We start from the raw sequence: 14,522 nt of genomic DNA, 5'->3' as shown, positions 1-14,522 counted from the left end.
TGGTGTTACCCCGCGAGCGTGATGTTCAGGCCGAGCCGCTCGCGCGCCCCGGTGGCGACGAGCTTGTAGGTAATGGTGGCGGTGGCGGCCCGGGCGTCCTGCGGGTCCGCATCCACGCTCACCGACTCCACCGCGATGCGCGGCTCCCACTCCGCCAGCGAGCGGGAAATCTGCTCGGCAATCTGGTGCCGCGTCGTCACGGTGTTCGGTTCGAAGAGGTAGCGCGACAGCCCCGCGCCGAACTCCGGCAGGAGGGTGCGCTCGCGCGGCTCCGTGGCCAGGATGACCTGGATGGCCTCGCGCACGTTGCGCTCGCCTTCGGACCACTGCATGCGCCCGTCCGGGCCCACGCGTGGGGGGAAGCTGATGCCTCGGCCTATGAGCTTTCCGGCGTCCATGGACTCACCCCACCCTGGGCTTCGGGAGGCAGATCTTCAGGAAGGGCATCCACCAGAAGATGATGTTGAGCAGCGCGAGGAAGATCATCAGGACGATGAACGCGCAGAGCGTGATGATGGGAATGGAGAACATGCACAGCTCTCCCAGGTCGAAGCTCAACCCGTCGTCGAGCTCGCCCTTCATCGTCTTCTCCAGGCCGGCCACGCGGGACATCTGCTTGCGCAGGCCCTTGGACAGCGTGAAGCCGACGTTCTTCTTGAACCTGCGCAGCCCGCGGATGCTGGTGTCCACGGGCAGTTCGATGCGCACCGGCCGCGCGGGCGCGTCCGGGTCGAAGAAGGGCGCCAGCGTGAAGGTCCGCGACGGCGCGCTCACCAGCGGCGGGCACAGCGCGCCGCACGCCGGCTTCAGGTACACGCAGCGCAGCACGTAGCGGGTGACGCCCGGCTCCTCCAGCCTGGACACCGGCTCCGGCTGCGAGGGCAGGGTGTACGTGCCCGCCTTCACGGCCTCCGTCAGCGCCGCCCGCAGCTCCGCCACGGACAGCTCCGTGCAGTTGTGCAGGTTGTACTCGAGTCCCCCCGTGGCCCCGGTGAAGATGACCGTGCGCTGTTGCATCGCCTCGCGCAGCGCCTTCCTCCAGGTGTTGGTCCCGGAGTTTCCCTCCACGCGCCTGTTGTTCAGCAGGTCGAACAGGCCGCGGGTGACGTGGCCCGCCGCCGGCCCTGTCGAGCTGGCATTGAAGAGCTGGTCCCACAGTGTCTTGAGCCGGGTCTCCAGGAAGGTGGCGAAGTCCACCAGCAGGAAGCGCGAGGACTCCTTCTGCGTCGCCACCGCCTCCGCCGTGCTCTTGTTCCAGGCGAGCAGTTGCTCGAACGGGACGAGGACCTGGCCCTCGGCCTCGTCCATCATCATCTCCTGGGGGTTCTGCTCGGAGGCCGGAGCCTGGAAGGCGTCGGCGGACTCGAAGGTGTCGCGGCTGGACGTGGGCACCAGCCCCACCAGCATCCGCCGGCGCTTGCCGTCCGCCGTGAAGTTCACCGGGAAGAGGGGCAGCAGGTCCTCGCCCTTCGTCAGCGTGCCCACCTGCGCGGCGGTGAGCTCCTTCCAGATGCGACGCTTGCCCCTCGGGTCCGTGGCGTCGGGCACCCACGCGCCCTCCTTGCCACTGCCCAGCTCCTTGCGCAGCACGAAGGCGGCCTTCTCGCCCTTGGGCAGGTCCACCACGTGGTCCGGCATGCCGGGCAGGCGGCACACGAGGCTCGAGGCCACCAGGTAGAAGCGCCCGTGCGCCGGCTGGTACAGCTTGGGCGTGCGCGTCGAGTCGACCGGACCCTCGCCGGGGAAGCGCTCACCGAAGCTCTCGAACTTCGTCACCAGCAGGTCCGTCAGGTCCGGCCGGGGCACCTGCTGGAGCCGCTCGGCCAGCTCCTCCATGAAGCGGTCCGATTCGAACTGGAGGATGCCCGGCGCCTGGATGCGCGCCAGCTTGTCCGTGCCCGCCCACAGCGGCGAGGCCGCCACCCACTGCACGGCATGGGGGAGCGTGGTGGTCATCATCACCATACGTTCCCCGCGCCCGGCGTATAGGAGGCACTGACGACGCTGTTGGTGATGACGGTGTCCGCCTGCACCACGCCGCTGAACTTGGACATGCCCGCGTTGACGGTGAGCATGCCGGCGGAGATCTCCGCGGTGCTGGCGTTGATGGTGACCTTCGCGGAGGCCGTCACGGTGATGCCGCTGGACTCCAGCTTCACCGAGTTGCCGTTGCTGTCCGCCACCTCGATGGAGCCGGGCCCGTCCTTGAGCGTCACCTTCTGGCCGCCGGGCGTCTCCAGGCTCAGCGTCTCCTGGCCGTCCGTGTCGTCGAGCGTAATCACCACGCCGTTGCGCGAGCGCAGCACCTTCTTCGCGTTCTTCCCCGCGCCGTCCATGCTCTCCGGCGGCGCGTCCTTGCCGTTCCACAGCGCGCCCACCACGTAGGGCCGGCGCGGGTCTCCGGCCTCGAAGCCCACCAGCACCTCGTCCTCCACGTCGGGGACGAACCACGAGCCGCGGTTGTTGCCGCCCATCAACGTCGCCAGCCGGGCCCAGGCCTCGTAGCGCCCGCCGCCCGCCGCGTCCGCGGCCCACGGCAGCGCCACCTTCACGCGGCCCTGGTTGTCCGGGTCCTTGATGTCGATGACGCGCGCCGGGTACAGCCCATAGAAGCGGCCGCCCAGGCCTCCGGCCACGCGCTCGTCCGCCACCATCTCCCACGCCGAGCCGTCCATCATGACGCCCTCCCCAGGCCCGCCCGCTCCGCGACGAACTCCGTGCGCAGGCCGCGCTCGGCGTCGAACAGGTGCTTCACCTCCGCCAGGTGGTACTTGCCGCTGAACATCGGCCCCAGTCCGGTCAGCTCCACGCGGGCGCCCACGCGCAGCTTCGCGTCCGTCTGCGCCGTGCCCCGGCCCACCACGAAGCGCCGCGCCATCTGCCGGAACAGCCCTTCCGCCCGCGCCTGGGCCTCCTGGCTGCCCATGGGCACGGCGTGGACCACGGCCTCCTTGCGCTCGGCCAGCTTGGAGGACAGCAGGCTCGCGCCGCTCTCGTCGTTGCCCAGCTCCGCGCCCAGCACGGACGGGCCCGCCTCGTGCGTCACCGCGTCCTTGTCCTGCACGCTCCAGCCGCTCACCGTCACGGCGGAGCGCTGGTTGGCCAGGTCCGCGAGCACGGTGAAGGCCAGCAGCTCATTGCCGCGGCCCAGCTTGGGTGCCTCGCCGCTGGAGCGCGCGCCGCGCTTCTTCGCCTTCAGCGTGCGCCCCTCCACCCACAGCTCCACGTCCACCGCGCGGCAGCGCTCGCGCAGGAAGGCCAGGTCGCTCTGGTTGAGCTGCGCCAGCACCTTGTGCTTCGGCCCCTGGACGTCCACCTCCGGCGTCAGCCCGTGCTTGCTGGCAATCTGCTTCAGCACGTCCGCGTCGGTGACGTCCGCGTACGTCGCCGTCCGCCGCGTCATGCGCAAGTCCTGGAGCCGGTCCTCCGCCAGCACCGTCAGCGTGGGCGGCGAGGCCTCCGGGAAGCCCGCCTCCAGGCCGGTGATGCGGCCCTCGAAGAGGATGTCCGAGGTGCCCAGCCGCACCTCGAAGGGCTTGCCGAAGTCCAGCTCCGTGCGGTCGAAGTAGAGGAAGCCGGTGTCCCCGTCCTTGGGGCCCCAGTTGCCGAAGGTGGCCTCGCACCGGTACAGCCCGTGGGCCGTCTCGGCGATGCACAGCTCCAGCAGGGCCAGTCCGAGCGAGGCCTTCTCCTCTCCGCCCACACGCAGGGTGGGGCGGGAGGACTTCAGCTTGCTGTCGGTGCTGTTTCCGTCGGCCATGGGGAGTTCCGGCTCAGTGCGCGCGCACGCGCTCCATCCGCTCGCGGTGACGCTTCAGGCTGCGCTCCAGGTCGTGGTTCTTCTGCACCTCGGAGCCGGTGGACGACTCGCCCCCCTTGGCGCCGCCCGACGACGCGGACGGTGGTGGCTCGCTGACGACTTCCATCTCGTTGATGACCACGGCCATGTGCCTGCCCCCGCTACCGCTTCACACCGATGTTGAGCCCCGCCTGCAGGTCCACGAGCTGGCCGGGCGCCAGCATTCGCGGGTTCTCGATTCCGTTCGCCGAGGCGATGGCCTGCCAGCTGGCCCCCTTGCCCTGGCCCGCCGCGATGCCCTGCATCGTCGAGCCCGACGGCGCGGACGTCATCGGCGCGGTGCCCGCGGGCTTGCCGCTGGGCGTCGTCTTCGCGCCCGCGGGCTTCTTGTCCGGGTCCTCGAAGCGCAGCGTTCCAATCTTCTGCTGCGTCAGCGTGAAGGAGACGCTGGCGCGCAGCGGCACGCCGTCCTCGGAGAACAGCTCCAGTGACTCCTCCATCCCCTCCATGATTCCGTCGAAGCGGAAGCTGCCCCACTGGAAGCGCACCGCGGGCGGGATGTACTGCGTCTCCGACTTCTTCTTCGGGGTGATGAAGAACGTCACCTTCTCCGTGAGCTTGCGGACGTCGTCCACGCCGGCGGGCTCGCCCGGGCCTTCCGGCTGGCCCGTCACGTCGAACCAGAGTTGCACGGCCAGCTTGGTGGAGCCGGTGCCCACGAACTGCTGCGCCGCCGTGCCGCGCTGGTCGCCGCCGCCCTGCGGCTGCTGGACCTGGTTGGCGTACGTGACTTTCAGCGTCTCCGGATTGAACTGCACCTCCACCGACGTCTCCTTCTCGTCGATGGGGTCCTTGAACTTGTCGTCGAGCTGGATGAGCTTCGCCTTCGCCAGCTTCGGAGCGTCGGTGGCCATGGGCTAGGTGCCTCCCTCGGACACGGCCTTGCGGGTGAGCGACTCGTAGGCAATCTGCAGCTCTTCGATGGCCACCATGCCGTCCTTGGCGTTGAGCGGCGGGGCCTTGAGCTTCACGGGCAGGCATCGCGTGAGGATGAAGCGCGCGCGCTCCTTCTGCTGGGGGCCGGGGGCGAACACCACCACCTCCGCGCTGGCGCGCAGCCGGGGGCGCGTGCGCATGGCCTCGAACCACTTCCACAGCTCGTCGTTGGCCGTCATGCCGCGCTTGAGCGTGAGCTGGCCGAAGCTGAACGCGCCGGTGAGACGGATTTGCCGGCCGTTGTTGCCACCCTCGCGGATGGTCTTCACGTCCATGGTCATCTCCAGGCCGTCGCACTCGGAGAAGGCCGCGCTGCACGCCTTGGGGCTGACGCCGGGGATGTCGATTTCCACCGCGAAGGCGAACGCGGTGAACGGGGCGATGACCGTCTCGTCTGTCGGGGTGGCCATGCGCTAGCGCGCCTCCGTGACGGTGCCGCGCTCGCCGCTCTGCACGAGCCGCACGTTGAGGAAGGTGAGGGGCTGCGACGGCGCCACCTTCAGGTCCACGAAGAAGCGGCCCTGCTCCATCTGGCTGGGGGTGTTGAGCGCATCGCCCGTCACCACCTGGAAGGCGCTCTCGGGCGTCTTCCCCGCGAAGGCGCCGCGCGTGAAGAGGCTGCCCAGCAGCGCCTCGAAGCCACGCTGCACGCGGCGCCGGAAGCTGGCGTCGTTGGGCTCGAAGACGTAGGTGGCGCCCAGCTGCAGCGCCGCCCGGCGCAGCAGCGAGAGCAGCCGCCGCACGTGAATGGGGCGCAGGTCCGGGTCCGTGGCCAGCGTGTCCGCGGACAGCGTGAGGAAGGCGCGAGGCTCCTGGCGCACCACGTTCACCTGCGCCTCCTGGAGGTCCAGCCACCGGTCGCGGCTCAGGGCCGGGTCCAGCGCCACCACGCCCTCCCACCGCTCGTTGGCCGGAGCCACCCACACCCCGCGCTCCACCGCCCGCCGCGCCAGCACGCCGCACGCGGTGCCGTCCGGAGTCATGCGCCGGGGCGCGCCCGGCTGGCCCTCCTCGGAGACGAAGGTCCACGGGTGGTAGAGCGCGCCGTAGGACAGGGCGTTCTCCTCGGCGAAGCCGATGGGCGGCACGCCGTCCTCCTCCGCGCCCAACGGGGACTGGAGCGTGGCCGCGTGGCCCATGGCCTCCTCTTCCCGGTAGTGCTCGGGCAGGGACAGCACGGCCAGGAAGTCACCCCGGGCGCACGACATCCGCATCAGCGCGCGCTGCACGGCCAGCAGGGGGCCCACGTCGTACTGGGTCACTGGCACCAGGTGCCACTTCGACTGGGGCGCCACGGTGACGGCCACGCCCGGAGCCCAGGGCCCGGTGACGCCGCCGCGCTCCGCGCGCACCCGGTAGTAGCGCGTGCCGGTCGTGCGCCCGTACAGCGTGCGCTCGGTCAGCGGCCCCCGGTACAACTCGGCGGCATCGCTGAAGTCGGGGAGGGTGGCCTCCTCCAGCACGTAGACGACGTCCGCACCGGGCACCTTTGCCCAGTCCAGGGTGAAGGCCTGTCCGGAGTCCGGCTCCTCCGGCTGCGTCACCAACGGCTCGGGCGCGGGAGGCGGCTGGAAGGCGCAGTCCAGGAACGAGCCCCACGCCGGCTCCGGCAGCGGCTCACCCGGCTCGGGCGGAGGCACGTCGGGACGGCCGGCGAGCACCCACGGTCGGTGTACCGCGTCCGGCACGGCCACCAGCGTGGCGTCCAGCCTGTCCAACACGGCGTGGATGCCCTTGAGCGTCCGGGGCTGGCTGCTCTGGTAGCGGAGGAAGTCCGCCTGCGCGAGCAGCGCCTCCGTGCCCAGCGACTTCACGTCCACGTCCAGGAAGAGGTCCGCGCCAAACGTCGCCAGCCCGTCGCGCACCAGCGAGTCTCCGGCCGGAGGCGTGCAGCCCAGGTACGCGGTGGGCTGGTCCGTCAGCCCCAGGGGCAGGGAGAAGGCCTCGCCCGCGGGGCCGGGGCCCGCCAGCGGGAAGCGCTCGGTGGGTACGCCCTGGCGCCAGTCCTGCGGCAGCCGCTCCTCGGGGAGCCGCGAGGGCAGCGTGTCGGCGTCCTCGTGCCGCGCCCGCTCCACATCGGTGGGCAGCGCGGCCCAGTGGCGCGGGTGCGCGGGGCAGAAGCCGAGCCGCTCCAGTTGCGCGGGCTGCTCCTCGCCCCGCCGCGTCCACAGGCTGAGCGTCAGCCGCTCGCACCAGGCAGGCGCGGAAGTCACATCCACCGGCACGGACGTCACGACCCGCGTCGCCACACCGGACACCTGCACCCCGCCGCCGGCCACCTGGCCCAATTGCACGGAGTCCACCGGCAGCCAGTGCTCGCCGGTGGCGGCGTCCACGATGCGCAGCAGCGTGCCCGGCGGAGGCGCTGCTTCCGGGGGCAGGTCCAGCGTCAGCGTGAGCACGCGAGGCGACACCGTGGGCCCCGGGTCCTCCATGGCGGTGACGTCCAACGACACCTCGTCGCCCTCGCCGCGCATCCACGACACGAAGGGCGTGGTGTCCACGGGGGCCACGTCCGTCTGCTGCCACACCGCGCGAGGCGCACGCACCCGCGCCGTCACCCGCCGCGACACCGGGCCGGACCACGTCAGCGCCGTCTCCTGCGCCACGGGCTCCACCGACTCCACCGGCACCAGCAGCGTGCAGCCGGTGCCGTCGAAGCTCACCCGCAGCAAATCGCCCACGGCCACGCCGCCAGGCGCCGTCACCAACAGCTCGGCGCCCGCGCCGTCCACGCTGTCCCAGTCCAGCAGCTCCACCGGCTCGCGGTGGAGGGACGTGGCCACCGTCGCCGCGTCGGACCAGCTCCCCTCGGAGCGGGCCCGTGCGAGTGCGGGCGTCGCCGCGCCGCCCTCCGTGCACCGCAGGAGGCCCGGCACGGGGAAGGTGTTGGTGCGTGCCTGGGGCCCCGCCACGCGCACCACCCAGCAGCGCTGGCCGCCGTTGCGGAAGAAGGCCCGCACCGCGGACTCGAGCTGCGCGTACACGGGCTCGCCCCGCTCGGTGTCCCAGGCCAGCAGGGGCGCCGCGCCAAACACCGCCGCGAAGTCCGCCACGTCCTCCACCGCCACCGGCGCATGCAGCGGGCCGGAGGCCGCGAAGCCGACGAAGGCGGCCACGTCCATCCGAGGCAGCGCGTCCGCCACGGGCGGAGCCTGTATCTCGAAGCGGAGGCCGGGAAGGCGTCTGGCGGCGGGGCGGCTCACGTCACTCCATCTCCAGCCGCTCGTAGGCGATGGTGAGCTCTTCAATCGCCACGTCCGTGCCCTTCGCGTTGAAGGGTCCGGACACGTGCTTGATGATGCGGGCGCGCAAGAGCTTCCACGTCTGCACCACCGCGGTGTGGTCCTCGTTCTGGAGCTGGATGGTGACGGTGCGCATGGCGTTGGCGTCGCCGTTGCGCAGCTGGTCCAGCCACTTGTAGAGGCTGAGCGAGCCAATCACCCCGCGCTTCATGGTGACGTCCGTGGCCTTGTTCAGGCCCGTAATCTTGCGGACGCTGTTCTCCTTCTCGTTGCCGTTGCGGTACTCCGCGACGGTGACCTCCATGCCCACGTTGGAGATTTCCTGGAAGCCCGCGTCCGGCCCATCGGTGGTGCCGGTGCCCAGGTCGACCAGGAAGTTGAACTGCACATAGGGGCGATCACGAAAGACGGCCATGGTTGGTCTCCAGGAGGGTTACTTCCGGTCGCCGGTCCACTGGCCGATGCGGAAGATGACGAACTCGGCCGGGCGCAGCGGCGCCACGCCGATGAGGCAGACCAGACGGCCGTTATCCAGGTCGTTCTGGCTCATGGTGCTGCGGTCGCACTTCACGAAGTACGCCTTGTCCGGCTTATCCCCGAGCAGCGCGCCCGACTGCCACTCGTTGAGCATGAAGTCCTCAATCGTCCGCCGGACGTTCGCCCACAGCTGCTCGCCGTTCGGCTCGAACACCGCCCACTGGGTGCCCTTGTCGATGGAGCGCTCCAGGTAGGCGAAGTAGCGGCGCAGGTTGACGTACTTCCACTCGGGGTCGGACGACGTGGTGCGCGCGCCCCACAGCCGGTTGCCGCGGCCCTCGAAGAAGCGGAAGGCGTTGATGCCCTCGGGGTTGAGCACCTCCTGCTGCGCCTTGCTCAGGTTGGACTCGAAGCCCAGCGCCAGGTTGACGACTTCGTTGGCGGGGGCCTTGTAGACGGCGCGGTTGACGTCGTTGCGCGCGTAGATGCCGGCCACGAAGCCGCTGGGCGGCAGGAAGATGGGCTGGCGCGTGACGGGGTCCAGCACCTTCACCCACGGGTAGTAGAGCGCCGCGTAGCTGGAGTCGATCTTCGCGCGCAGCGCGCGCACCTGCGACAGCGTCTGCCCGTTGCCGCTGTCCAGCACGGCGATGCGGTACTTCATCCGCCCCGCGTGGGAGATGAGCAGGTTGATGATGCTGGCGGCGTCGTTCGCGTAGCCGTTCTCGTACCCGAAGGTGGAGCCCGGCGCGGCGACGATGGAGATGTCCTCCAGGTCCTCGAACTGCACCAGGCCCGTCTTGCGGGTGGTGTTGACGATCTGCTGGCCCTTGTAGTCGTCCGAGTTGGGCCGCTCGCCGTCGCTACCGCCCTTGAGCAGCACCTCCAGCGAGCGCTGGGACTCGGGCGAGTCCGTGTTCTCCAGCGCGTCGTCCAGCGGCGGGCTCATGACCGGGCTGGCGAGGCTGGCGTCCATGAAGGCCTGCGCCACGCCGAGGCCGTCCGTGATTTCCTGCACGGAGATGATGATGGGGAGGTCGCGGTTCTTCGCCGTGTCCGCCGCGTCGTAGCCGAAGCGCGCGGACACCGAGTCCTCCGCTCCGGCGCGCGAGTGCTGCGGGTCCAACGCGAGCCCGTCCCACGTCTGCGCGGAGGCCGGGTCATCGGTGGGAATCACCGTCACCGCCACGGTGACGACGCGGATGTCGTAGCCGTCGCTCTCGTGGATGGTGTTGAGGAAGATGGAGGTGGCGCCCTGGGTGAACTTCCAGTCCTGCGCGTCCTGGTCCCAGTCGGCCAGGTACAGCGAGCCGGTGCCCGCGGGCGCGACGATGGGCGAGCGGATGTCGCGAATCATCACCACGTCGCGCTCGAGCAGCGCGCCCACGCGCGGGGTGCCGGCGTCGAAGGAGAGGACGTTCTGTCCCACCCGCAGCGTGAAGCGCACGCGCAGGTTGCCGGCCGAGCCCGGGTAGCGGGCCGTCAGCGCGAGCGTCTTCTGCTTGTCGGTGGCGGTGAGGTCCAGCAGCGTGCGGGCGTGGCCGTCCTTGTACTCGGTGGCCACCGCGGTGCCGCCGCCCAGGTCGATGCTGGGGTCGATGCCCGTATAGGCCGAGCCGCCGCTGCCATCCGGCTTGCGGTACACGCGGCTCACGTAGAGGCGCTTGCCACCTTCCTCGAAGAAGGCGCGCACGGCGTGCCAGGTGTAGTTGTGGAGCGAGCCGATCGTCTTGAAGGCGAGCTGCCGGCGGTTGCCGTAGATGCGCTCGAACTCCACCACGCTGGTGATGAGCTCCGGCTCCAGGTCCACCGGCCCGTACCGCGTGGGTCCGATGAAGCCCGTAGTGGTGGTGCTCACGCCCTCGATGGACTTGGCGCGGAAGCTGGTCTCTTCGATGAATACGCCAGGGGCAAGATATTCGGGCATCGGTCTTTCCTAGGGAGTTGGACCCGTGGGGGTGATCCACAGTCGAGAGCCCGGTGCGTCCTGGGTCCGCAGGACGAGCTCCTGGCCGTAGCGCAGCGTTGGCTCGAGCAGCTCCAGCGGGCTGCCCGTGTCGGCCCACACCCCCACCGGGGGCTGGGACAGCGTGAGGCACACGTCCGGCAGCTCGGGCACGGGCGTGTGGCGGGCGTAGTGGACGCGCACCTGCAGCGCCCACGACTGCTCCAGCAGCGGCGGGCCCGCGGGGAGGCTGGACGCGTCCATCGCCGAGCCCGGCGCGAAGTCCACGGGCTCCGGGTACTGGAAGAAGAGGGCGAGCCGGCCACCTTCGTCCGCGATGCCGCGCACGGTGACGCCCCCGGTGACGGTGGCCTCCACGTACGCCCACGCCGCGGGGATGCGCGCGTGGATGTCCCACAGCTCGGCGCGCAGCACGGCCAGTGGCACGGCGGACTGGCGCGCGGGCGCGGAGAACAGCGGCACGGAAGGGCCGTCCCCGGGGGACAGCGGCGACAGCGGGGACAGGGGCGAGGAGATGCAGTCCGGCGCGAAGAGGCCGCGGTGGGGCAGCTGCGCGCGGAAGGCGCAGGGGAGGAAGCGTCCCAGCGTGTCCTGGACCTCGACGATGTAGGGCCGGCGGGCGGGGAGGGCGGCCCACCACGCGTCGGTGCCCGCGTCGCCGTCGCCGTACTCGAGGTCCCTCAGGCCGGGCAGGTCCATGAGGACGTGGACGCCGGAGCGGTTGACGACGGAGGGCTTGCGCGCGGCGGGCAGGTGCTCGGGGAAGGCGCTGACTTGCAGGCCGTCACCGACGAGGGCGCCGGTGGCCTCGTCGTGGAAGCGCACGCCGAGCGGGGCGATGCGCGACAGCCGCTCCATGACGTGGATGGGCGGCCTCATGGCTCGGTCAACCTCCCCGGCGCGAGGACACGCGTCTGCACGGGGCCGGCCTCTTCGTCGGCGATGGCGGATTCGATTCCCACCATGCGAGCGATGTACGTGGCGGAGACCTGGATGTTGGGCTCGCCCGGCTTCCAGATGTTGAGCATGTCCTGGATGGACAGCGGGTCGAAGACGAGCGTCACCGTCTCCTCGGGGAGGAAGGTGTCCGTCTCGGGCGTGCCGTAGTGGTTGAGGAAGCTGGCGGTGAGGGTGGGCGTGTCCTCGAGCTGGCGCATGGCCCAGCCGAGGAGCCGGTGCTGCTTCACGGCCGTCTTCGCCCACGGCGTGAGGAGGTAATAGAGGTCCAGCGGCAGGGGCCGGCGGGTGCGGCGGCCCTGAGAGTCCACGCGGCCGGGGAGGTTGCGGCGGACGGTGCTGGGCATGACGCGGTAGAGGAAGAGGGAGACGCCCTCGTCCATGGGGGCCTTGAAGTCGGAGGCCTGGTAGAGGCGGAACTTGGCGCCCTCGAACTCCGGCTTGGGGCAGGACTGCTCCAGCAGGGCGAGCACCCCCTGTCCCACCGCCGAAATCGCCGCGTACGTCGCCAACAGCCGCTCCCCCGGGCCAGGCCGAGCCCCCTGTCCACCCACACCCCTGGGTGCGGTGGAATCGTCGGAGTGCGGACAGCAACGGGCGTGCCCACGCATCCGGACGTGCGGATCGGAGTGATCCCGCACACTTGAAGGGAGCGGCCGGGGGCTGTCAGCGGAGGGAGCGGGAGGGAAACATCCACCCCCGCGAGCAACCCCGGGAGATCACAGCGGAAGGAGGGTGGACAAAAAGCTCCACCCACTTGTGCGCGGTCCTGGGACTATCTGGAGCTTCCAGAGGGATGGTGATGACGGGGCCGGGCCTGGAATTTTCTCCGAAGGTTGTTTCGCGCCTGGCGCAGGCAGGTGGGTCCTCTGCGCGTCGCGTTGACATCCGGGATGTTCGGGCCCGCCTCGAGTCCGCGGGCCACCCCGTGCATCCAGAGGCGGCGCGCGTTCTCGAGGCCTTCCAGGGACTGACGCTCGAGGATGACGCGGGCCGGACGGTGCGGATGGATGGCGCCCAGGTCGCGGCGGCGTTCGAGCGGGACGAGTTGCTGTACCTACGAGCGCTCCTGCCTTCGCGGTTGTGTCCGGTGGGCGAGGGGGCCGGGATGATCTATCTGGTTGCCGAGGACGGCCGGTGGGTCGCGCTCCACAATGGCTGGACCGTGATGTGTGTCTTTGCTGACGCGAATCATGCGCTCCTGTTTGCTCTCACGGACGAAAATCCAGAGGCAGACATGCGCATGCTTGGGCGGGACGACGTCCCCGACGGATATTGAGAGTGCCGCGCCTTGGAGGACGTGCTGTTCTGTGACGCGAGAACATTGGGAGGGATGGTGTCCAACCGGACAGTGACGGACGACTTGAATGAGGGACTCGGCACAGCACGGTGGGACGACGACCCGACGAGCATCCGAATGCTCTACCCTGAGGCGTATGTCCGGGCCATGCCAGGGGTTGGAGCTCCTCTCATCGTTCCGGAGTTCGTCGAGGGGCTCGATGTCATCAAGGTGAAGGGCTATTTCTTCTTCAGCCAGGAGAGGGTGCAGTACGTCGTCCTCAGCGAGAGCTCCGACACGGACGACGTCGATGTCCGGCCGTGTGTACGTGCACTCGCGCAGCGCTTCGGCTTTGGACCCATCACCGACTCAAAGCGGCAATGCTGGATGGTTCGCGGAGTTCAAGTGATGCTTCAACTGCTTGACTCGGTTGACGAGGACGGCGTCACGTCCGGATTCTACCTGCGGGTGAATCGTCCAGGAGTCCATCAGCCCGACTTTCGTATCTTCGAGGGGCGTCCCACGTCACAGACGCGGGAACCTCGCCTGTCGTCCATGCGGGAGCACCCCGAGATGACAGCGACGGTTCGGCCAGACCGTTTCGTCGTCTGCCCCTCCTGTGGCAAGGCATTCAGCCTGACTGATTCAGCTCGATGGGATGGCTCGCGCCACGTCACCTGTGGCCAGCGGATTCGACTGGACTCCGGTCATGATTGATCCGCCCCGCACTTCGTTCGGAGACCCGGAGTGACTCATGCCCATGGTTGACTGTCCAGCCCATGGATTGGTGGAGGCCGCGTTTTACTGTCCCCATGTCTCAATTGGCCTGAAGGAGGGCGTTGCGTGCGAGATGGATTTCGTTTTCGATGACTTGGGCGACGCCTGCCTGTTGTGCTCGACTTGTCTGGCGGTGGCGCGTGAGTACGTCAGGGCAAATCAGTCCGAATCCATCGAGAACTATCCGATAGGCCTCAAGGGGGGATGCATCGACCATCTCCAAGAGTGGAGCGAGAAGGTGAACCACGTGGACCTGAATGCGCTCCTCGAGGCAGCGGAGAAGCGAACGCGACGGCGTCCGGAACGCTGACATCCTTCCGATTCGGCATTCCTCTGAAAGGAGCGCCATGATGGTCGAGTGCGAACGCCACGGGCTTGGCTTTGGGAGCCGCTGCTGCGACCATGTTGCAGTGGCCATAGACGAAGGTCTGCCACTGGCCGCGAGAGTGTTTGTGGACGGAATGACAGATCCCCATCATCTCTGTCCAGCCTGCGTCGAGCCGATCGAAGCGTGGCTTTCTGCGTATCGGCGGGGCGCTCAATCAACGCCTGAGCCGGACTACTCCATGACTGGCAGATGCGTTGAGTGTATGCGTGAGTGGTACAGGGCTACCGGCTTGGGCGACCTCAGTATTGCAGTGCGAAGAGCACGCGAAGACCGCCTGGAAATCGAGCAAGAGCGCGGTGCTTGATACTCTACTCGGTCATGGGGCCTACTTGAGCTGGGCTGCTGCATCGATCGGTCCCGAAGAGATGCCGGCTTCAAGGTTCCATGATTCGAGAACAGGCAGCCAGCGAATCCAAGCAGGAGGCGGTCAGGCTCCGAAGCACATGGCAGAGTGGCGAAAGCTCGCCTACACTATGTTTTCGCTGGTCGAAGATCCGGATTTACCGTGTTCTACTGTGAGACTCATGGCGCGGCACCGTCTGTGTATTCTTGTCCTCATGTCGCAAGCGCCATGGGTGCAGGCGCAGCGTGTGATGTGGATTACGTTTTTGACGACTTTGGCCAGTCGTACCTGTTGT

15 protein-coding genes are annotated in these 14,522 nt (G+C 69.1%); 3 read left to right on the top strand and 12 right to left on the bottom strand.

Going from position 1 to position 14,522, the window contains the following annotated elements; genetic code table 11:
- Nucleotides 1–5: 5 nt before the first annotated feature.
- From G4D86_RS33720 to G4D86_RS33665, 12 genes are all read right to left on the bottom strand, one after another.
- Entirely contained in the window at nucleotides 6–332 is a 327-nt protein-coding gene (locus G4D86_RS33720; RefSeq protein WP_240360614.1) for a GPW/gp25 family protein, read from the bottom strand.
- 70 nt (nucleotides 333–402) lie between these two features.
- Nucleotides 403–1,959, bottom strand: coding sequence for a hypothetical protein (locus G4D86_RS33715; protein WP_163998219.1), 1,557 nt, complete (start codon nucleotides 1,957–1,959; stop codon nucleotides 403–405).
- A complete protein-coding gene (locus G4D86_RS33710) occupies nucleotides 1,959–2,678 on the bottom strand; it encodes a phage baseplate assembly protein V (protein WP_163998218.1) in 720 nt (239 codons plus the stop codon). The genes G4D86_RS33715 and G4D86_RS33710 overlap by 1 nt, the downstream gene beginning before the upstream one ends.
- Nucleotides 2,675–3,760 (bottom strand): phage late control D family protein, encoded by a 1,086-nt coding sequence (locus tag G4D86_RS33705; protein WP_163998217.1) that lies wholly within the window; start codon nucleotides 3,758–3,760, stop codon nucleotides 2,675–2,677. The genes G4D86_RS33710 and G4D86_RS33705 overlap by 4 nt, the downstream gene beginning before the upstream one ends.
- A gap of 13 nt (nucleotides 3,761–3,773) precedes the next feature.
- A complete protein-coding gene (locus G4D86_RS33700; RefSeq protein WP_163998216.1) occupies nucleotides 3,774–3,947 on the bottom strand; it encodes a hypothetical protein in 174 nt (57 codons plus the stop codon).
- Nucleotides 3,948–3,960: 13 nt separating this feature from the next.
- The gene (locus tag G4D86_RS33695) at nucleotides 3,961–4,713 is read right to left on the bottom strand and encodes a CIS tube protein (RefSeq protein WP_163998215.1); all 753 of its coding nucleotides are present in this window, start codon (nucleotides 4,711–4,713) and stop codon (nucleotides 3,961–3,963) included.
- Between the two features lie 3 nt (nucleotides 4,714–4,716).
- Entirely contained in the window at nucleotides 4,717–5,205 is a 489-nt protein-coding gene (locus G4D86_RS33690) for a phage tail protein (RefSeq protein WP_163998214.1), read from the bottom strand.
- 3 nt (nucleotides 5,206–5,208) lie between these two features.
- A complete protein-coding gene (locus tag G4D86_RS33685; protein WP_163998213.1) occupies nucleotides 5,209–8,001 on the bottom strand; it encodes a phage tail sheath family protein in 2,793 nt (930 codons plus the stop codon).
- A gap of 1 nt (nucleotide 8,002) precedes the next feature.
- Nucleotides 8,003–8,455: a phage tail protein gene (locus G4D86_RS33680; protein ID WP_163998212.1), complete on the bottom strand. Its 453-nt coding sequence runs from the start codon at nucleotides 8,453–8,455 to the stop codon at nucleotides 8,003–8,005.
- 18 nt (nucleotides 8,456–8,473) lie between these two features.
- Entirely contained in the window at nucleotides 8,474–10,444 is a 1,971-nt protein-coding gene (locus G4D86_RS53200) for a phage tail sheath family protein (RefSeq protein WP_163998211.1), read from the bottom strand.
- Between the two features lie 9 nt (nucleotides 10,445–10,453).
- Nucleotides 10,454–11,362 carry a hypothetical protein gene (locus G4D86_RS33670; RefSeq protein WP_163998210.1) on the bottom strand — a complete coding sequence of 303 codons (909 nt, stop codon included), beginning with the start codon at nucleotides 11,360–11,362 and terminating at the stop codon, nucleotides 10,454–10,456.
- Entirely contained in the window at nucleotides 11,359–11,952 is a 594-nt protein-coding gene (locus G4D86_RS33665; RefSeq protein ID WP_163998209.1) for a Pvc16 family protein, read from the bottom strand. The genes G4D86_RS33670 and G4D86_RS33665 overlap by 4 nt, the downstream gene beginning before the upstream one ends.
- A 284-nt stretch (nucleotides 11,953–12,236) precedes the next feature.
- Here G4D86_RS33665 and G4D86_RS33660 point away from each other — a divergent pair, with 284 nt between their 5' ends.
- From G4D86_RS33660 to G4D86_RS33650, 3 genes are all read left to right on the top strand, one after another.
- A complete protein-coding gene (locus tag G4D86_RS33660; protein ID WP_163998208.1) occupies nucleotides 12,237–12,719 on the top strand; it encodes an SUKH-3 domain-containing protein in 483 nt (160 codons plus the stop codon).
- Nucleotides 12,720–12,857: 138 nt separating this feature from the next.
- Nucleotides 12,858–13,436 carry a hypothetical protein gene (locus tag G4D86_RS33655; protein ID WP_163998207.1) on the top strand — a complete coding sequence of 193 codons (579 nt, stop codon included), beginning with the start codon at nucleotides 12,858–12,860 and terminating at the stop codon, nucleotides 13,434–13,436.
- A 37-nt stretch (nucleotides 13,437–13,473) separates the two neighbouring features.
- Nucleotides 13,474–13,806, top strand: coding sequence for a hypothetical protein (locus tag G4D86_RS33650; protein WP_163998206.1), 333 nt, complete (start codon nucleotides 13,474–13,476; stop codon nucleotides 13,804–13,806).
- Nucleotides 13,807–14,522 lie beyond the last annotated feature (716 nt).

Origin of the sequence: Pyxidicoccus caerfyrddinensis, assembly GCF_010894405.1 — a bacterium.
GTDB lineage: Bacteria > Myxococcota > Myxococcia > Myxococcales > Myxococcaceae > Myxococcus > Myxococcus caerfyrddinensis.
The sequence above is the reverse complement of the archived record's forward strand: the minus strand, read 5'-3'. Positions and strand labels throughout refer to the sequence as shown.